The sequence below is a fragment of the Duodenibacillus massiliensis genome (genome assembly GCF_900128485.1).
Taxonomy (GTDB): domain Bacteria; phylum Pseudomonadota; class Gammaproteobacteria; order Burkholderiales; family Burkholderiaceae_F; genus Duodenibacillus; species Duodenibacillus massiliensis.
Genome location: NZ_LT635861.1, coordinates 803,394 through 820,857, shown reverse-complemented (window position 1 = coordinate 820,857; position 17,464 = coordinate 803,394). Strand labels below are relative to the sequence as shown.

The 17,464-nt window shown below is 55.6% G+C and carries 17 protein-coding genes, 1 tRNA gene and 2 pseudogenes; 7 read left to right on the top strand and 13 right to left on the bottom strand.

All coding sequences use genetic code 11. From position 1 onward, the window contains the following. Positions 1 to 523: 523 nt before the first annotated feature. Positions 524 to 1,141, bottom strand: coding sequence for an RRXRR domain-containing protein (locus BQ7486_RS12325; RefSeq protein WP_235836798.1), 618 nt, complete (start codon positions 1,139 to 1,141; stop codon positions 524 to 526). Between BQ7486_RS12325 and BQ7486_RS11320 the strand changes: the two genes are divergently transcribed. Then, on the top strand, positions 1,140 to 2,057 hold the full coding sequence (locus tag BQ7486_RS11320) for an IS3 family transposase (RefSeq protein WP_084765939.1): 918 nt from the start codon (positions 1,140 to 1,142) through the stop codon (positions 2,055 to 2,057). The two genes, BQ7486_RS12325 and BQ7486_RS11320, sit on opposite strands and share 2 nt — an antisense overlap. Here the strand turns inward: BQ7486_RS11320 and BQ7486_RS12565 are convergent. The 4 genes and pseudogenes from BQ7486_RS12565 to BQ7486_RS11300 all read right to left on the bottom strand — a co-directional run. Next, a pseudogene (locus BQ7486_RS12565) lies at positions 2,032 to 2,805 on the bottom strand (DDE-type integrase/transposase/recombinase); the annotation flags it as partial. The gene BQ7486_RS11320 and the pseudogene BQ7486_RS12565 sit on opposite strands and share 26 nt — an antisense overlap. Beyond that, positions 2,805 to 3,326: a hypothetical protein gene (locus BQ7486_RS12145; RefSeq protein ID WP_154666327.1), complete on the bottom strand. Its 522-nt coding sequence runs from the start codon at positions 3,324 to 3,326 to the stop codon at positions 2,805 to 2,807. The gene BQ7486_RS12145 and the pseudogene BQ7486_RS12565, both read right to left, overlap by 1 nt. Positions 3,327 to 3,776: 450 nt before the next feature. Beyond that, a tRNA-Leu gene (locus BQ7486_RS11305) sits at positions 3,777 to 3,860 on the bottom strand. Positions 3,861 to 4,048: 188 nt separating this feature from the next. Then, positions 4,049 to 4,540: a hypothetical protein gene (locus BQ7486_RS11300; protein WP_074010074.1), complete on the bottom strand. Its 492-nt coding sequence runs from the start codon at positions 4,538 to 4,540 to the stop codon at positions 4,049 to 4,051. Between the two features lie 56 nt (positions 4,541 to 4,596). On the opposite strand from BQ7486_RS11300, the gene BQ7486_RS11295 reads away from it, so the two are divergent. Then, positions 4,597 to 5,094: a GGDEF domain-containing protein gene (locus BQ7486_RS11295; RefSeq protein WP_084765937.1), complete on the top strand. Its 498-nt coding sequence runs from the start codon at positions 4,597 to 4,599 to the stop codon at positions 5,092 to 5,094. 47 nt (positions 5,095 to 5,141) lie between these two features. Here BQ7486_RS11295 and BQ7486_RS11290 read toward each other — a convergent pair whose 3' ends face one another. Genes BQ7486_RS11290 through BQ7486_RS11270 form a run of 5 tightly spaced genes read right to left on the bottom strand, consistent with a single transcriptional unit; the run spans position 5,142 to position 7,560 of the window. Continuing rightward, positions 5,142 to 5,672, bottom strand: coding sequence for a hypothetical protein (locus tag BQ7486_RS11290; protein WP_074010072.1), 531 nt, complete (start codon positions 5,670 to 5,672; stop codon positions 5,142 to 5,144). Next, positions 5,669 to 6,124, bottom strand: coding sequence for a PulJ/GspJ family protein (locus BQ7486_RS11285; protein ID WP_074010071.1), 456 nt, complete (start codon positions 6,122 to 6,124; stop codon positions 5,669 to 5,671). The genes BQ7486_RS11290 and BQ7486_RS11285 overlap by 4 nt, the downstream gene beginning before the upstream one ends. Then, positions 6,124 to 6,624: a pilus assembly FimT family protein gene (locus tag BQ7486_RS11280; protein ID WP_074010070.1), complete on the bottom strand. Its 501-nt coding sequence runs from the start codon at positions 6,622 to 6,624 to the stop codon at positions 6,124 to 6,126. Before BQ7486_RS11280 ends, BQ7486_RS11285 begins: the two co-directional genes overlap by 1 nt. Continuing rightward, on the bottom strand, positions 6,614 to 7,084 hold the full coding sequence (locus BQ7486_RS11275; protein WP_074010069.1) for a prepilin-type N-terminal cleavage/methylation domain-containing protein: 471 nt from the start codon (positions 7,082 to 7,084) through the stop codon (positions 6,614 to 6,616). Before BQ7486_RS11275 ends, BQ7486_RS11280 begins: the two co-directional genes overlap by 11 nt. A gap of 8 nt (positions 7,085 to 7,092) precedes the next feature. Continuing rightward, positions 7,093 to 7,560: a prepilin peptidase gene (locus tag BQ7486_RS11270; protein ID WP_162272269.1), complete on the bottom strand. Its 468-nt coding sequence runs from the start codon at positions 7,558 to 7,560 to the stop codon at positions 7,093 to 7,095. A gap of 155 nt (positions 7,561 to 7,715) precedes the next feature. Between BQ7486_RS11270 and BQ7486_RS11265 the strand changes: the two genes are divergently transcribed. From BQ7486_RS11265 to BQ7486_RS11255, 3 genes and pseudogenes are all read left to right on the top strand, one after another. Then, the gene (locus tag BQ7486_RS11265) at positions 7,716 to 9,497 is read left to right on the top strand and encodes an AAA family ATPase (RefSeq protein WP_074010067.1); all 1,782 of its coding nucleotides are present in this window, start codon (positions 7,716 to 7,718) and stop codon (positions 9,495 to 9,497) included. A gap of 115 nt (positions 9,498 to 9,612) precedes the next feature. After that, a pseudogene (locus tag BQ7486_RS12560) lies at positions 9,613 to 10,055 on the top strand (transposase); the annotation flags it as partial. A 283-nt stretch (positions 10,056 to 10,338) separates the two neighbouring features. Next, on the top strand, positions 10,339 to 11,085 hold the full coding sequence (locus tag BQ7486_RS11255) for a TenA family protein (RefSeq protein WP_074010065.1): 747 nt from the start codon (positions 10,339 to 10,341) through the stop codon (positions 11,083 to 11,085). Here BQ7486_RS11255 and BQ7486_RS11250 read toward each other — a convergent pair. Further along, positions 11,082 to 11,345, bottom strand: a complete 264-nt coding sequence (locus tag BQ7486_RS11250) for a hypothetical protein (protein ID WP_074010064.1) — start codon at positions 11,343 to 11,345, stop codon at positions 11,082 to 11,084. The two genes, BQ7486_RS11255 and BQ7486_RS11250, sit on opposite strands and share 4 nt — an antisense overlap. A gap of 111 nt (positions 11,346 to 11,456) precedes the next feature. Beyond that, on the bottom strand, positions 11,457 to 13,838 hold the full coding sequence (gene ppsA / locus BQ7486_RS11245) for a phosphoenolpyruvate synthase (protein ID WP_074010063.1): 2,382 nt from the start codon (positions 13,836 to 13,838) through the stop codon (positions 11,457 to 11,459). Positions 13,839 to 14,094: 256 nt separating this feature from the next. Here ppsA and ppsR point away from each other — a divergent pair, with 256 nt between their 5' ends. Both ppsR and BQ7486_RS11235 read left to right on the top strand, forming a co-directional pair. Next, complete coding sequence (ppsR, locus tag BQ7486_RS11240; protein WP_074010062.1) at positions 14,095 to 14,937, top strand: posphoenolpyruvate synthetase regulatory kinase/phosphorylase PpsR; 843 nt, start codon at positions 14,095 to 14,097, stop codon at positions 14,935 to 14,937. A gap of 247 nt (positions 14,938 to 15,184) precedes the next feature. Next, positions 15,185 to 16,171 carry a malate dehydrogenase gene (locus tag BQ7486_RS11235; RefSeq protein WP_022373161.1) on the top strand — a complete coding sequence of 329 codons (987 nt, stop codon included), beginning with the start codon at positions 15,185 to 15,187 and terminating at the stop codon, positions 16,169 to 16,171. 68 nt (positions 16,172 to 16,239) lie between these two features. Here the strand turns inward: BQ7486_RS11235 and moaA are convergent, their stop codons facing one another. Beyond that, positions 16,240 to 17,355, bottom strand: coding sequence for a GTP 3',8-cyclase MoaA (moaA, locus tag BQ7486_RS11230; protein WP_074010061.1), 1,116 nt, complete (start codon positions 17,353 to 17,355; stop codon positions 16,240 to 16,242). Positions 17,356 to 17,464 lie beyond the last annotated feature (109 nt).

Here is a 17,464-nt window from a genome sequence, read left to right as displayed (position 1 = left end):
ATCAACGATCTCGTACTGGCTCAGGATTGCCAGAGAGCAAGCAGGTTGCGGCACGCTGCCCAACAAAGGAAATCCCAAGCTCATGACCAGCCTCAAGCTCCCTAAAGGAGTGACCTACCTTCAAGCCCATACTGCTGTGAATGCCAAAGCTTTCATGAGCGAGAGTGACTTCGGCCAGTTCTGCCGCAAGCATGGCTATCTCGCTTCCGCTGTGGATGCCTGGGCCGAATGGTTTAACAATCATCCGGATGCGGTTGACAAGAAGCTCCATGATGCTCAGATGTCGGCCATGTCTGAACTCAAGAAGGAAAATGCCAGGAAGGACCGAGAAATCGCTAGAAAAGACAAAGCATTAGCCGATGCTGCAACGATGCTGATGTTGTCAAAAAAAGCCGAGGCGATCTNAGCGTGCCGCAGACTGCTTGCTCTCTGGCAATCTTGAGCCAGTACGAGATCGTTGATTTGCCGATCGAGTACCGCTCCACGGCTTCAGAGATGCTGAGCTCCTTGCTCAGCAGGCGCGCTACGACGTTGTCTTTGAACTCCTGCGAATATCGCATGTTTTGCCACTCCATGAAAGGTTGAAGGGGTGGCGAAAGTTAGTATGACATCTAATGGTCTTGCGGTTGCGTCGGGCGCGGCGAAGTGCCAAGCGATCCGAGAGCAAGTCCGTCACGTCCTGCCGCAGTTCGACCTCAGAAGCCAACAACGCTTCCTTGGCGGTCGTTGCGCTCAGGCCGACGTGCTTGTAGCCCGCATCCACACCCAAGGTGATCGGCTGCTTGGTTTCGCCCGTCGGCACCGTCAGTTGAATCACAAAGGGCGTTCGGCGCACAGGCACGGCCTTCCCGGCCCGAAGGAGCTTACGCGCCTTGGGCGGGGAGCACGGCATGAGCGGTTNCACAACCATGCGGCTGTAGACGTCGACAATGACATACGCGTAGTAGAACCTGCCCGTGTACTTGCTCGAGCGCAGATAGGTGATGTCCCAGGTCCACACCTCGTTTGGCTTCTGTGCGCTGTAGGCAGTCGGCTTGCTGCGCCGGCGGGCTTCCCGGGTAGGCGCACGGCGTGCATTCAATCCCCGTGCCCTGACGAGACGGTAAAGCGTTGAGAGAGCACCAGTACTCCTTGTTTTCATCGAGCAGCTTGTAGAATGCCTGCGTCAGACTCNTACCCCACGGACGCTGCAGAACTGGCGGCATGCACCGGATGGTGATGGCCGGCTAGACCGCAGCAACTTTACGAGCCCGCGGCAAATCCCTGAGGACCTGCGTGAGCAGATCGTAGATCGCTTCTGCAAAGCCGATGTGCGGGATCTTAGTCTGACGCAGGCCTTCTACAAGCTACTCGATGAAAACAAGGAGTACTGGTGCTCTCTCTCAACGCTTTACCGTCTCTTCAGGGCACGGGGATTGAACGCACGCCGTGCGCCTACCCGGGAAGCCCGCCGGCGCAGCAAGCCGACTGCCTACAGCGCAGAGAAGCCAAACGAGGTGTGGACCTGGGACATCACCTATCTGCGCTCGAGCAAGTACACGGGCAGGTTCTACTACGCGTATGTCATTGTCGACGTCTACAGCTGCATGGTTGTGAGCACCAGGGTATTCGAGGCTGATAATGCCGACTTCGCCGCGCGCTTTCTCGGGGAGGCCTTCAGGCGATACGGAATCAAGCCCGGACAGCTTGTCGTGCACTCAGACAATGGTGCGAGCATGAAGGCCGCTCCCACTTTGGCTTTGCTTGAGAAGAACGGAATTACCTTCTCGCACAGTCGTCCGCGAGTCAGCAACGACAATCCGTATTCGGAGTCCTTCTTCCGTACACTCAAGTACAGCGGCGATTACCTGTACCCCCGTGACGGCTTCGACAATGCTGAGGAAGCTGAGCAATGGGGGCAGGGCTTTGTAGACCACTACAACGAGCACCACAGACACCGCGGCATCCGCATGGTAACGCCGGGCAANAGTGGTCTACAAAGCCCTGCACCCATTGCTCAGCTTCCTCAGCATTGTCGAAGCCGTCACGGGGGTACAGGTAATCGCCGCTGTACTTGAGCGTACGGAAGAAGGACTCCGAATACGGATTGTCGTTGCTGACTCGCGGACGACTGTGCGAGAAGGTAATTCCGTTCTTCTCAAGCAAAGCCAAAGTGGGAGCGGCCTTCATGCTCGCACCATTGTCTGAGTGCACGACAAGCTGTCCGGGCTTGATTCCGTATCGCCTGAAGGCCTCCCCGAGAAAGCGCGCGGCGAAGTCGGCATTATCAGCCTCGAATACCCTGGCGCTCACAACCATGCGGCTGTAGACGTCGACAATGACATACGCGTAGTAGAACCTGCCCGTGTACTTGCTCGAGCGCAGATAGGTGATGTCCCAGGTCCACACCTCGTTTGGCTTCTGTGCGCTGTAGGCAGTCGGCTTGCTGCGCCGGCGGGCTTCCCGGGTAGGCGCACGGCGTGCGTTCAATCCCCGTGCCCTGAAGAGACGGTAAAGCGTTGAGAGAGAGCACCAGTACTCCTTGTTTTCATCGAGCAGCTTGTAGAAGGCCTGCGTCAGACTAAGATCCCGCACATCGGCTTTGCAGAAGCGATCTACGATCTGCTCACGCAGGTCCTCAGGGATTTGCCGCGGGCTCGTAAAGTTGCTGCGGTCGAGCCGGCCATCACCATCCGGTGCATGCCGCCAGTTCTGCAGCGTCCGTGGGGTAATGCCGACTGCCTCGCAGGATTGCCTCTGCGACAGTCCTTTCGATTGACCGAGTTCGACCAGCGAAACGATTTCCCGGCGATCATGGGCACTGATCAGTTTTCCTTTACCCCCCAGATCGCCTCGGCTTTTTTTGACAACATCAGCATCGTCGCAGCGTCCGCTAATGCTTTGTCTTTTCTGGCGATTTCTCGGTCCTTCCTGGCATTGTCCTTCTTGAGTTCAGACATGGCCGACATCTGAGCATCATGGAGCTTCTTGTCAACCGCATCCGGATGATTGTTAAACCATTCGGCCCAGGCATCCACAGCGGAAGCGAGATAGCCATGCTTGCGGCAGAACTGGCCGAAGGCAGTCTCGCTCATGATTTCTCTGGCAACGACTGCGGTGTGGGCTTGAAGGTAGGTCACTCCTTCAGGGAGCTTGAGGCTGGTCATGAGCTTGGGATTTCCTTTGTTGGGCAGCGTGCCGCAGACTGCTTGCTCTCTGGCAATCTTGAGCCAGTACGAGATCGTTGATTTGCCGATCGAGTACCGCTCCACGGCTTCAGAGATGCTGAGCTCCTTGCTCAGCAGGCGCGCTACGACGTTGTCTTTGAACTCCTGCGAATATCGCATGTTTTGCCACTCCATGAAAAGTTGAAGGGGTGGCGAAAGGTANAGCTTACGCGCCTTGGGCGGGGAGCACGGCATGAGCGGTTGCCCGCGCATATTCAACACAAAAACTTTCAAAGTGTTCTCCATTGACGGATACCTCACGGGCTCCGTCTGCTCGACCTTGCGGTCGGTGGTGATCCTTCGCCAATGTTGGAAGGGGTTTGTTGTCTGAAGCACCGCTCCTACCTCTCAGAGCTTTTAACCGCAGACCGCAGAGCGCGGGACTAGGATCGACATCCCGCGGTGCCTGTTTGCGTCCCGTCTTGCGACGGAACGGATTCCCAACCAACGGAGTCCGTCCGAAAACGGACTGAGGCTAGTCAACCAAGACTTGTTGCCAAGCCTCTGACTTCAGTCAGGGGGAGTTGACTTCAGGCTTTAAGCGGTTTTCGCCCATCTGCAGAAGGCAGGTGGTCGCCGAGACGGGAATCGAACCCGTACGCCAAAGGCTGCGGATTTTAAGTCCGCTACGTCTACCAATTTCGTCACTCGGCGACTCTGTCCATAATTACGGCAGAGGTCGGCATTTTAGCGAAAAACTCTCTGCCGCGGGCAAGCCCTGCCGCTTGGGCAGCATAATCGGGGATCGTACTGCCTGCTTCTGAGTCCGTATTGCCGGAAGAGCCCTTGAGAATTCTTTCCGGGAGGGGCAGTTTTACAAACAGGCAGCCGGTTTGACCGCATTACTTCCGGATTTCAAAGCGATCGACGATAGTTACGCGTCTTTGCTCGCCTTTGATCAGATCGCCCGATACCTGGTAAACCTCTCCGGTCGGACGATCCCCCGTAATTCTGTACACGACAAAATTTTGTTTACTGGAATCGCGCCAATTTTCGTGCTTTGTTTTAAAGCGTTCGGAGCGGTGCGGCTGCCTGCCTTTCTCAAAGAGATAGTCATAGTGCTCAAGCTGAGCCTGCGTGAGCCAGGACAGTTTCGGCCGAACGGCTTTGATATGCCCGAGCGAGTAGCCGTAGATTGCATCGTAGGCCTTTGTCCCTCCGGTGTTGGGGATCACAAATGTCGTCCCTTTGGGAGACTTCAGAACCTTGACGGAATCTTCGTTGTAATCAAAATCGGGATGCTCGACTTTAGCGTTGACAAAGCTTTCCGTCTTGGGGGCAAAATTCAAAGACTTGGTGCAGGAGTAGACATGATCATGTCCTTCGAGTGCCAAATCAACATCGAGCTCATCAATGAGCTACATGAAGTAAAAATAAGAATTACAAAAAACTGTGGAGACTCACCAATTTAGACAACAACCGGGCGAGCCTCGACGAATTGATTGTCAACCTTCCGCAGGTTCATGACGGCATCGCCGCTCTCATGGTCGACATCGACTTCTTCAAGAATCTCAACGACCGCTGCGGCCATCAGTTCGGCGACCGAATTCTGCACGCTACGGCTCAGACGCTGCGACGATATGTTTCAAAACAGGACACCGTCTATCGTTACGGCGGCGAAGAGTTCTGCATCGTGCTCTCGAACGTCACACAGGCAGCCGCCATGCTTGTCGCCAATCGACTCTGCGCCCGCGTCCGCGAGATTTCGCGCGAAACCGGCATTGCGGTTCCCGACATTGTATCCGGCACGCCGCTCACCATTTCGGTCGGCGTGAGTTCAGTTACACGCTTCCTTGGCGAACAGACACTGCCCGAACCGTTTGCCGAAGCCGACACGGCGCTCTACAGAGCCAAGAATGCAAGACGAAACTGCGTCAGAAACTGCTGACGCTTGAGCTCACCCGCCAATGCTTGACTCGTAACCAGCATATGCGCCTAGCTTCCGTGAATGTAGAGATTCACTGGGGCCTTCCGTGTCAGCTTCGTTCCGTCGGCAAGCTCCAAATGCCAGGTTAAGTCGTTCTTGGTCTTAATGCGCCAGCCCATTCCGTCCTGTGTGATGACCACATCTTTCTCTGAAAGGTCTTTTTTATTCGTGTAAAAGACGCCCAAAGTAACAAACGACGAGGAACTGGAACCAATATTCTTCTTAACAGCAACTTTGCCGATGCTGTTGAGCGCGTCGGCAGCCCTTTTCTCCGGCGTATCGCTCGTCGCAGTTTTCGGAAAAGCTTCGGTGAATATCATTCCGTAAGCCTCGAATCCGGAAGCAAGCAGCAAATCCGCTTCGACGGCATACTCGGCATCCCGGCTTTCGATGAAGACCTGAGAATCCAGCATCGTCTTGAGAAAAACGGCCATACCGGAAAAGAAAAACAGCACGGTAAGCGCGAAGATCAGAATGCTTCCTCTTTCACGCCCGGGCCAACGATATCTGACAGCATCCGTCATAACGGCGTTTTTCATTTGTCAGCCTCCCAAAGCGGATGGAATTCATAAACAATCTCGCCGCTGTTGGAACCCTGCAAGGCTACTGCAAGCTTGACAACCTTGCGTGAATCACTCCCTACAGATTCGGAGTCAGGGGTAATCGTCCACGTGGTAACGCCCTCCAGAAAAACGAGCTTTTTCCCGGAGATGTTCCAGTAAACCGTGCCGTTCTCAAAGGGAAATTCATCTTTCACTACGTTGAGGTTTTCCAGCTTCGTCTTCTCCACCTCCCGCTTCACCACAGCTGCGGCAACGTGGACCTGGCTCGTGCCAACGCTTTGAATGCGAAGCGCCTGATAAATTCTGACGCCGTAAGCCATGGTTGCCGTAATGACGGCACCGATAAAGCCGGCAATCACAAGCGTTACCACGCACTCAAGAAGCGTAAAGCCTCTCTTAGGGTAAGCGGTATTTGAATATGCCTTCATCACTCGCCCTCCTGCGTTTCCTTAGAAGACGAGAGGACCGGAAGGCCAGAAGTTGCGTTGAGCGTAGGATATGAAAAGAGGCGGCGATAAGTATGGCCGTCGGCCTTGACGGTAACAAGCCTAAGAGAACTGTCGTTGCTGGTATAGAATTTGGCGGCGTAATTCTTTCGTTCGTCAGAATCCTTTCCGTCGTCATCCATTGACATAAACGTGACGTTTACAGTGACGCCAGGCTTGCAGACGGAGGCCGCACCACTATCAAGTTCGTCAAGTTCGGCAACCGGACGTCCTTGAAAAGCCGCTTCGATTCTCGCCATGAAGTTTTCAGCCGCAAGGTTGCGGTTGTCTAGAGCCGTGCGCATCTGAACGACCTTGACCGCAGTGCCCAGAACCATAGCAGCCGTACCCATGGCAAGCCCCACAATGATGATCGTCATGACGACTTCAAGGAGCGCAAAGCCTGCCTTCGAGAGAAGGACATTTCTTTGATCAGTTCTCATGGCCTTCCTCTTCCGGCAGCGTTCTTCCGATATAGCCCGATTCATAGATCGTGAGCGAAAGCGTGTTCGAACTTTCCTTCTTGGATGCCAGATCAATCTTTACGCGCTGGCATGTCGAGCCAGAGCATGGACGGCCATATTCGTCAAACTTGATTTCGCCCGAAGGTTGGAGAGACTTCACGTCAGCATCGGACCACGTGAAGGTGCGAGTTGTTGATCCGTGCTTGCAGGTCGCACTATTCTTGGAAATCGTAAGCGTGGTCTTGCCATCCTGATACATGAGCTGCTGATTGCGAGCGAAGACAACCGCTTCGCGAAGCCTGCTTTCAGACTCCATGAATTCGCTCTCAAAGGTGAAGTTCAGCTTCGGAAAGTGAGCGGCAAAAATCGCTGAGAGCGTGCCCAAGAGCACCAGCACCAGCACGAGCTCAAGAAGCGTGAAGCCTTCATTCTTTCTCATCCCGCACCTCAAATCGAAAGGATGAATTGAATCCACAGACGCCAGAGATCATGCCCCCAGAGGAGCGTCACCCAAGCAGCGAGGCAGAGATAGGGACCGAACGGCATCTCCATGGAGCCGAGCCCTTCAGCAGACTTTCTCAAAAGCGCCGCAACGGCAAAGCCCAGCACGGCGGCAAGGCCCGCCATGATGACGATGAGCGGCAGGAGCTCCGCCGTCACAAGAAAACCGATCATCAGCATGAGCTTCACGTCGCCAAAGCCCAGGCCTTCAACGCCTCGACGACGAAGATAAAGCACGCCCACGAGCCAGAAGACGACGGCGCCCAGCACGCCGCCCAGCAATACATTCAGCCAGTCGTTGCCGAGCACGAAAATGGAAACGGGAAGCGCAATGACGGCGCCACCTAGCGTAAAGCGGTCCGGAAGAAATTTAAAACCGTCACCACACGCAAATGCGCGATGCCATCCTCCCATGCCCATCCGTCGACATTACCCGAGAGAAGTTATACCCCTTCTAAACAACCCGCGCTTTCAAGCGCGGGTTGTTTAGCTTGCCCGTCGAGTCCTTCCATTGATAACGGAAGTACCGTTAAAATTTAAGTGCTGTTCTTTTCAAAGAGACTTCCGCCATGCTGAAGAAATTGGCCGTCGGCAATGAAAATTTTCCGGACATGATCCGGAACAATTGTTATTACGTTGATAAGACGGATTTCATCAAGACGCTGATGGAGTCGGAAAGCCGCGTGTTGCTGATCACTCGGCCGCGCCGTTTCGGCAAGACGCTTTTCATGGACACGCTCAAGAGCTTTCTGCAGATTGATTTTGATCAGCCGGGGGCCACAGCCCAACACGAAAAACTGTTTGCCGGTCTGAACATCCTGAAGCATTCCGACTTCTGCCACGATTTCATGGGCCAGTACCCTGTCCTTTTTCTATCGTTTAAGGACACATTCGGCGGTACCTTTGAACGCGCTTACATTGAATTTGCCAAGACCGCCAGCAATCTGGCCCAAAGTTGCTCATTTTTGTCGGACAGTCCTAATCTCCTTCCAGAGGAGAAAGCAGCCTTTAATCGGTATCGCTCTTTCGATTACTTGAAAGACATTGTGCACCAAACCGAGGCACAGTCTTTTTTAGCGGACATGGTGCAATTCCTGTCCAAGCATTTCGGCCGCCAGGTTGTTTTGTTGATTGACGAGTACGACGTTCCGCTTGCGAAGTCCTCGCACAAGGACCATTATGATCAAATGTTGGAGTTCATCCGACAATTGTTGGGCAAAGTACTCAAGCCTCAACCCAACCTTAAATTTGATGCCGCTCCTTATCTTAAGAAATCAGTACTAACCGGATGTTTGCGCGTCAGTAAAGAAAGCATCTTTACCGGTGTTAATAATTTCGACGTCAACACGGTGTGTTCTCAAGACCAAGAGTTGAGTGATGTTATTGGTTTCACACCAAAAGAGGTCGAAACACTGCTGAATTACTATGGGATGGAGTCCCGTTTTGAGGACGTCCGTTATTGGTATGACGGCTATCGCTTTTACCGCAGTGAAATTTACTGTCCGTGGGATGTGATCAATTTTGCCTCCAAAGCCCTCGCAAGCGGTGATATTGCCGGCTATGCGCCGGAAAATTTCTGGGACAAAACGAGCGGAAATGAAGTCATTGATGAATTCCTCGGTTTTATCGCAAGCGATGATGCCGATCGGATGCAGGATCTTATCGACGGCAAGTCAATCGATCTGACGCTCAATGAAAAGCTCACTTACGGTGACTTCGTTCAGCACAAGTCCCAGGACTTCTGGACTTTGCTGCTCTATTGCGGATACCTGACCGTCGAAGGGCAGTTGAGCGCTCCCAATGCGTACCGCGTCCGCATCCCAAACGCAGAGATTCGAGACTCCTTTGTCAACAACATCAAGACGCGTTTCTCGGATGCGAATAATGAATTCGTGACGTACGGGCAGGACTTTGCAAAAGCGGCCTTAGCCGGTGATCTCGATAAGATGGCCGAGGTTCTGGTTCCCTTGTTGAACAACTATATTTCCATTCGAGACACCGCGACGAAAGCACCCGCGGAAAACTATTACCACGGTTTTCTGACAGCTCTGCTCAGTTGCGCCGGCTCCTGTGCCAATGATCTGCGATCCAACGTTGAGGCCGGCGACGGTTTCGCCGACATCATTTTTAACCACGGCGTGGGATCCAAGCGCGCAGGGGTCATCATCGAAATCAAACGGTGTGAAAAACCGGAAGATATGTATGACCTTGCCGATGCTGCGCTTGAGCAGATTAAAGACAAGCGCTATACCGCCTATTTGGATCGGCTTCGCTGCAGCAAGCAGTACACCTACGGCATTGCCTTCTGCCGCAAAGATTGCGCGATCTCCGGAGGCGTAATAAAACCGTGAGGACTCGGGTGCGATGGATTTCGCTTCTCTGGGATGCAAGTTTTTTTGTGTCCAGGCGACAACAGCGCTCCCGTAGGGCGCGAAAGGAATCACCGTGGCACACCGTACACCCAAAATAAACGACACCGTAAAATTTACCGACCGCAGCAGGTCATTCTGAACGATGCCGTAGAGCAACTGATGGAAGCCGGCGGCTTAACGGCCTTAACGCAGGCTCCTTTCAACGAAGCGATGAAGATCGTAGCCCAACGCTTCATCAACGCCGCCCTGCAAGGGGAACTGAAGCACCATTTGACACAGGAAGACGAAAACCTCAACGAAGAGGAATCGTCGGCTGAGCGCGTTGAAAACAAACCCAATGGGTACAGCAAGAAAACGCTTCACGGCAATAAAGGCGATTTAGAAATCCAGGTTCCCCGCGATCGCAAGGGGACTTATGTTCCCCGCCTGGTACTCAAGCACTCACAGCATTTCAATGACTTCGATGACGCCATCATCGATTTATATGGACGTGGATTGTCCTCCCGTGAAATCACTGAGTTCATCAGAAGTCAGTGTCCAAAATCTATTTTCTTTCTCGAGGCAAGCTCCCTTCCACCGTTTTCGGACGCGGAAGCAACGCCTTCGGCCGGCCACGGCGAAAATGGTCTGAGTTCTGCCACTTTGGTGGCCTTCCATCCCGAGGACGAAGGCGGCCGCAGCAGAACCATATCCGCTCCGAAAGGAAAATATCACCGAAAATCCCTGGCTTTTCAAAGATCTGGCTTACGATTGCCCCGATCCTTCTCCATTCTTGGCTGACACGTGCAAAATACGGTTACTCTGTACTTCAAGCTCCGTTATGTCAGCTCTTCTCTCCCGCCGCTCCTTTTTAACGCAGACGGCCGCCCTCGCGGCTGCAGGCATCCCGTTCACAGTCCCCGCTGCCGCTTCGTGGTCAGCTGAGGCCTTCGCCCGCACGCGCTCCGTAACCGACGCCGTTCTCGCGCATCCTTTCCTGCAGGAACTCGCCTCAGGCACCATCGCCCGTGAAAAGGTCCTCTGGTATCTCGCACAAAACGTCATTTACCTCAAGGGTTACGGTGAGAGCCTCACGCGCGTTGAAAAGCGTCTCACCGACGCCGCCGACCGCAGGCTTCTTACGCAATGGATTAAAGAAACGGCACAGACCGAAGTCTGGATGCTTGAACTGATTGAAAAACTCAGAGACGGCCGCGACATCACAGCACTCACGCGCGTCAAACCCTCAACCCTTTTTTATGTGAGCTGGGAAGCCAAGGCCACGCTTGACAGCTCAGTCGGCGCCGCCTGGGCGGCACTTTTGCCCTGCTTTACGCTTTATGAAACCGTGGGAAAAATGATTGCCGCAAACGTGGCGCCCGGCAATCCCTACCAGGCGTGGCTCGGTACCTACGGCGATCCGGCGTATTCAGAGACCGTTAAAAAAGCTGTGGGGCTCGCGGACCGGTTCGCAGCTAGAGAAACCGCAGAAAACAGCGCACGGATGACGGAAAACTACCTCACGTCCTGCCGGCTTGAATGGATTTTGTGGGACGCCGCCTGGCGGCTTAAAGGGTGGCCCTTTTAGTCTTCACCGAATTTCCGCGACATCCGGCGCAGCCGCCCGATGAGGTAACCGGCCTGGTAGGCCGTCTGCTGCAGGGCAGAGAGCGCCGAATCAATGTCGATTGCAGGGAGCCTGCCCGCAATGTACTTGGCGATTTCGTCCCGTAAAACATCTTCGGCGGGGCGCTTCTGAAGTTCAGAGAGCGCATCGAGGGCAATCCTCGCCTGAGGCGGCAACGCCTGCATCACCAAATCCACGTCCCGACGGTCAATATCACCCATGGCCGTTGACTTCCTATCTTAAGAAAAAAGAAAACCCGGCCCGACAATTCTCTCATGTCCGCGGCCGGGTGTGCGTTTCCGGTAGCAGTCGCTGTCCCGGAAACTGACCGGTTATGCCTTACCGATCTTGGCGAGCTTACGCCACGTATCGACCACGGTGTCGGGGTTCAGAGAAATGGACTCAATCCCCTCTTCCATGAGCCAGGCCGCAAAGTCGGCGTGATCGGACGGCCCCTGACCGCAGATACCCACGTACTTGCCGCGTGCACGGCAGGTCTTAATCGCCATCGAAAGGAGCTTCTTCACAGCGGCGTTGCGCTCGTCAAAGCTCTTGGCGACCAGGCCCGAGTCACGGTCAAGGCCGAGCGTCAACTGCGTGAGGTCGTTGGAACCGATCGAGAAGCCGTCGACGTAGTCAAGGAATTCGTCTGCCAAAAGGGCGTTGGACGGAATTTCGCACATCATGTTGAGGCGCAGACCGTTTTCACCGCGCTTTAAGCCGTTCTTTTCAAGAACCGCCACGGTTTCCTTGATTTCATCGATGGTACGGACAAAGGGCACCATGAGTTCAACGTTGGTGAGCCCCATTTCGTCTCGCACGCGCTTCATGGCACGGCATTCGAGTTCGAAGCAGTCCGCAAAGCTGTGGGCGATGTAGCGGCTTGCACCGCGGAAACCCAGCATGGGGTTTTCTTCTTCCGGTTCGTACAGAGCGCCGCCCGTCAACTTACGGTACTCGTTGCTCTTAAAGTCCGACAGACGCACGATCACCTTCTTGGGCCAGAAGGCGCAGGCAATCGTTGCCACACCTTCGGCGAGCTTACTCACGAAGAAGTCCAGGGGCGACTTGTAGCCCGCGGAGATGCGTTCAAGCTTGTCGCGGAGTTCACTCGGAATATTCGGGTAATCAAGGCAGAGCTTGGGATGCACGCCGATATTGTTGTTGATGATGAATTCCAGACGCGCAAGGCCCACGCCCTTATTCGGAATCTGGCAGAAGTCAAAGGCAAGCTGCGGGTTGCCGATGTTCATCATGACCTTCACGGGGATCTCGGGAAGCGCCCCGCGGCGCACTTCTTCAACGGCAAAGTCCTGGATGCCGCCGTAGATGTAACCGGTGTCGCCTTCGGCGCAGCTCACCGTGACGGGTTCGTTTTCGGTGAGCGATTCGGTCGCGTCACCGCACCCCACAACCGCCGGAATACCGAGTTCGCGGGCAATGATGGCCGCGTGGCAGGTACGGCCGCCGCGGTTCGTGACAATGGCGCTCGCCTTCTTCATCACCGGTTCCCAGTTGGGGTCGGTCATGTCGGTGACAAGCACATCACCCTTTTGCACGCGGTCCATTTCGCTGGCGTCAGCAACGATTCTCACCGGACCCGCACCGATCTTCTGACCGATGGCGCGGCCTTCGGCAAGGACCTTGCCGCGGCTCTTCAGAGTAAATTTCTGCTGCACGTCGGCGGTGTTCTGACGGCTCTTCACGGTCTCAGGCCGCGCCTGCAGAATGTAGATCTTGCCGTCGATGCCGTCTTTACCCCATTCAATATCCATGGGACGGCCGTAGTGCTTTTCAATGATGCAGGCAAATTTCGCAAGTTCAATGACGTCGTCGTCGGTGAGCGCAAAGCGGCGGCGGTCTTCGGGTTCCACGTCAACCGTGCGAACCGAGCGCCCGGAGGCTTTTTCCGGATCAAACTCCATCTTGATGAGCTTACTGCCCAAAGTGCGGCGCACGATCGGGTACTTGCCCGCGGCAAGGCTCGGCTTATGCACGAAGAATTCGTCGGGGTTCACGGCACCCTGAACGACGGTTTCACCCAGGCCGTAGCTCGCGGTCACAAAAACAACCTGATCAAAGCCGCTTTCGGTGTCAAGCGTAAACATGACGCCTGCGGCACCTTTATCCGAGCGGCACATTCTCTGCACGCCCGCGGAAAGCGCCACTTCCATGTGGGTAAAGCCCTTGTGGACGCGGTAGCTGATCGCGCGGTCGTTATAAAGCGACGCGAACACTTCCTTCATGCGGGAAAGGACCTGATCGATCCCGACGACGTTGAGGTACGTTTCCTGCTGGCCGGCAAAGGAGGCGTCCGGGAGGTCTTCAGCGGTTGCCGAAGAGCGCACCGCCACGGAAATTTCGTCCTGGCCGTCTTTGAGCCACTCGTAAAACGCGCGGATTTCCTTTTCGAGTTCCGCAGGAAACGGCGCCTCTTCAATCCAGCGGCGGATTTCGGCGCCGGCTTCGGCGAGCGCCTTCACATCCTCCACGTCAAGAGCCGCGAGGCGCTTGGCGATACGGTCCTCAAGGCCGCTTTCCTTAATAAAGAGGCGGAAGGCTTCGGCCGTGGTGGCAAAGCCGTCCGGAACACGGATGCCCGCATCGGTAAGCTGACTTAAAAGTTCGCCCAGGGAGGCATTTTTGCCGCCGACGCGGTCAACGTCGGTCATGCGAAGCTGGCTGAAAGGGAATACGTAACGGCCTTGAACCATTTGATCCTCGTTTAGAAAAACGCAAAGGGGTTTTAAAACGTGCCGCCATTGTAGCCGCTTCGCGGCCCAAACGCCGCGCGCAAAGCCCCTTTTGTAACGGGCCTGTCACAAAGGAGCACAGGATTAAGAAGAAGGTTGATCTAAGAGAAAGGATTCAGCCGGCGACGCCGCCGCCCGCCCTCCCCGCTCTGTCATGCGTCTGTCATACGGCTGATACAATGCCGCCACCTCCGACAACCAGCTTTCTTCACACAAAATGGCTGAGCAAAACAAAAATTGGCGTCCTGTTTTCATCGTGAGCGACGGCACAGCCATCACGGCCGAAACCCTCGCGCACTCCGTGATGACCCAGTTCCCGGATTTGGTCTACGAGCAGCACCGCATCCCGTTTGTGGATTCCGTGGAAAAAGCCCATCAGGTTGCTGAGCGCATCAGCCGCGTGCAGGCTGAAACCGGCGTGCGTCCCCTCGTTTTCTCCACGTTTGTGGACCCCACGATTTCGCAGGCCTTCCTAAAGCAAGCGCCGGGCTTTCAGGTCGAGCTCTTCCGTTCGTTTGTGGGCCCGATGGAGCGTGAGCTCGGCATGAAAAGCACCCACACCGTGGGCGCAACGCACAAGATTCAGAACGAAGAGCGCTACAACCAGCGTATTGCCGCGATCGACTACACGCTTACGCACGACGACGGTCAGACAAACCGGGGCCTGGATCAGGCCGACGTCATTTTGGTGGGCGTCTCGCGCTCAGGCAAAACGCCCACGAGCCTCTTTCTTGCGATGCAGTTCGGCATTAAGGTCGCCAACTACCCCTTAATTCCCGAGGACTTTGACCGCGGGACGCTCCCCGAAGCCCTTGAGCCGCTTCACAGCAAACTCTTCGGACTTTCCATTAAGCCCGAGCGCCTAAGCGAAATCCGCAACGAGCGCCGTCCGGGATCCCGGTACGCGAGCATTGAAAACTGCCGCGCCGAAATTGAAGCCGCCGAAAACCTGATGCACACAAACGGTATCGAATGGCTCAATTCCACCACCAAGTCCATTGAAGAGATCGCTGCGACCATCATCGCGAAACTTCACCTCGAAAAAACGCGCAACGCGTAAGTCTTTGCGCTGCCGGGGCACTCTAAAGCCCCGGCAGCGTCCTCCCCTTTCCGGTTTCTGATAAATCTTCTTGCACTCTATAGTTTGTTTCCTATAGAGTCGTCCGAAAATATCGCTCTGAACATATTTCAGGAACGGCATCACGAAAAACCCGTTCTTTGAAAATGTAGAATCACGAGACCTCAGCCGTCAGTGCCCTCCTATCAGACACGCGCGGCACTTCCAGTCAACTTTAGGATCACAAAAAATGAAGAAGCCTATTCGCGTTGCCGTGACCGGCCCTGCCGGCCAGATCGGTTATTCCCTGCTTTTCCGCATTGCCGCGGGCGACATGCTCGGCCCGGACCAGCCCGTGATCCTGCAGCTGCTTGAACGCGACACGCCGGAAAGCGCACAGCGGTTAAAGGGCGTGATGATGGAACTCTCCGACTGCGCCTTCCCACTGGTAGCCGACATGATCGCCACGAGCGACCCGAAGGTCGCTTTCCGTGACGCGCAGGCTGCGCTCCTCGTTGGCGCCCGCCCGCGTACCAAGGGCATGGACAGAAGTGAACTCTTGTCCGCGAACGGCGCAATCTTCACCGTTCAGGGTAAGGCCCTTGACGAAGTCGCCGCCCGCGACGTGAAGGTTCTCGTTGTCGGCAACCCCTGCAACACGAACGCCTACATCGCCATGAAGTCGGCGCCCTCGTTGTCTGCAACCTGCTTTAATGCGATGCTGCGCCTTGACCACAACCGCTCCTTGGCTCAGCTTTCCGCCAAGACAGGGACGCCCGTAGCTGAAATCCGCCGCATGGCCGTCTGGGGCAATCACTCCAACACCATGTACCCGGATATCCGCAACTGCGAAATTGCAGGCAAGAAGGCCGCGGACCTCGTTGACGCCGAATGGTACGAAAAGGACTTCATCCCGACGGTGAGCACGCGCGGCGCGGCGATTATTGAAGCCCGCGGCGCAAGCTCTGCGGCTTCCGCAGCTGCTGCGGCGATTGATCACATGCACGACTGGTTCCTGGGCAGCAACGGCGGCTGGGTCACGATGGGTGTTCCGAGCGACGGCTCCTACGGCATCCCCGAAGGCCTCATCTGCGGTATGCCCTGCACCTGTGACGGCAAGGGTAACTATGAAATCGTGAAGGGCCTTAACTTTGAAGGTGAAGCCAAGGCGCGGTTAGACAAGACCGTCGCCGAACTCGCCCACGAAGCCGAGCTCGTCGCCCCTCTTTTCAAGTAATCTGACCGTTTAACGGCAAAGCCGGTTTCCTCACTCGGGGAACCGGCTTTTCTTTTAACAACAACGGATTAGCCGCCGATGTACTGCATTTCTACGCGCCTTAATCCCGCCGTTGCCTCCGTGCGGATTTCGGAATAGTGGTTGTCGCGGTTGGTCCAGATGCGCGCCACCGCCTCGAGAATTTCTTCGTCGGTGGCGCCGCCCCGAAGCATCGTGCGGATGTCATAGCCCCGGTCGGCAAAAAGGCACAGAAAAAGCCCGCCTTCGACCGAGAGCCTTGCCCGGGTGCAGTCCCGGCAGAAAGCCTGCGTCACCGAACTGATAAAGCCCACTTCGCCCGCGCCGTCGGCGTAGGCCCAGCGCGAGGCCACCTCCCCGCGGTAACAGGCATCAACCGGTTTTAAGGGCCACTTTGCGGAAATCCTCTGAACGAGCTCGCTTGAGGGCACCACCTCGTCCATGCGCCAGCCGTTGGCTGTCCCCGCATCCATGTATTCAATGAAGCGCAGCACAATGCCGGTGTTTCTGAAGTGCTCACACAAAGGGAGGACTTCACCTTCGTTCATGCCGCGCTTCACAACGGTATTAACCTTAACGCTTAAGCCCGCGGCGCGTGCCGCGTCAATGCCTTCCAGAACCTTGGCGGCCGGAAATCCCACGTCGTTAATCGACTGAAAAAGGGGTTCTGACAGAGCGTCCAGACTCACCGTGACGCGGTTTAGGCCCGCGGCCTTGAGTTTGCCTGCCATGCGCGCCAGAAGCGTCGCGTTCGTGGTCATCGCAACGTCAAGGGGCTGCCCCTCCCGCGTGCGGATGCCTTTTAGTTTATGAACGAGCACATCGACGTGCTTGCGCAACAGCGGCTCTCCCCCGGTCAGCCGCACCTTTTCGATTCCGAGCTTTACAAAGATTCTCACGAGCCGCTCGATTTCTTCAAAGGTGAGAAGCTCCGTGTGCGCGAGAAACTGATGGCGGCTCGGAAACTTTTCCTTGGGCATGCAGTAGCTGCAGCGGAAATTGCAGGCATCGGTGACCGAAATTCTGAGGTCTCTCAAAGGCCGCCCCCGCGTGTCGATAATGCGTCCGCCTTCTTCGCGCACGGCCCCCGTGACGGGCACCGGCAACGACAAAACCGCAGCGCGTGCGTGCTCACGGTCAATGACGGGAATAACAGCAGCGGACATGAAACAGGCGGAAAGTTCGAAGGGGACGAAGCCCTCATTGTAGCGGCCCAGGGCACCCTCCCGTCAGTCTCCGAAGGAATTAGGCCGGCAGCACTTTAAACGGTTACAA

Bases quoted from the DNA above. Each gene is read 5' to 3' on its own strand.
- BQ7486_RS11275 (WP_074010069.1), bottom strand. From the start codon at position 7,084: ATGAGAAAGAATGAAGGCTTCACGCTTCTTGAGCTCGTGCTGGTGCTG.
- BQ7486_RS11290 (WP_074010072.1), bottom strand. From the start codon at position 5,672: ATGAAAAACGCCGTTATGACGGATGCTGTCAGATATCGTTGGCCCGGG.
- BQ7486_RS11270 (WP_162272269.1), bottom strand. From the start codon at position 7,560: ATGGGAGGATGGCATCGCGCATTTGCGTGTGGTGACGGTTTTAAATTT.
- BQ7486_RS11250 (WP_074010064.1), bottom strand. From the start codon at position 11,345: ATGGGTGATATTGACCGTCGGGACGTGGATTTGGTGATGCAGGCGTTG.
- BQ7486_RS11280 (WP_074010070.1), bottom strand. From the start codon at position 6,624: ATGAGAACTGATCAAAGAAATGTCCTTCTCTCGAAGGCAGGCTTTGCG.
- BQ7486_RS11285 (WP_074010071.1), bottom strand. From the start codon at position 6,124: ATGAAGGCATATTCAAATACCGCTTACCCTAAGAGAGGCTTTACGCTT.
- BQ7486_RS12145 (WP_154666327.1), bottom strand. From the start codon at position 3,326: ATGCGATATTCGCAGGAGTTCAAAGACAACGTCGTAGCGCGCCTGCTG.
- BQ7486_RS11265 (WP_074010067.1), top strand. From the start codon at position 7,716: ATGCTGAAGAAATTGGCCGTCGGCAATGAAAATTTTCCGGACATGATC.
- BQ7486_RS11255 (WP_074010065.1), top strand. From the start codon at position 10,339: ATGTCAGCTCTTCTCTCCCGCCGCTCCTTTTTAACGCAGACGGCCGCC.
- moaA (WP_074010061.1), bottom strand. From the start codon at position 17,355: ATGTCCGCTGCTGTTATTCCCGTCATTGACCGTGAGCACGCACGCGCT.
- BQ7486_RS11235 (WP_022373161.1), top strand. From the start codon at position 15,185: ATGAAGAAGCCTATTCGCGTTGCCGTGACCGGCCCTGCCGGCCAGATC.
- ppsR (WP_074010062.1), top strand. From the start codon at position 14,095: ATGGCTGAGCAAAACAAAAATTGGCGTCCTGTTTTCATCGTGAGCGAC.
- ppsA (WP_074010063.1), bottom strand. From the start codon at position 13,838: ATGGTTCAAGGCCGTTACGTATTCCCTTTCAGCCAGCTTCGCATGACC.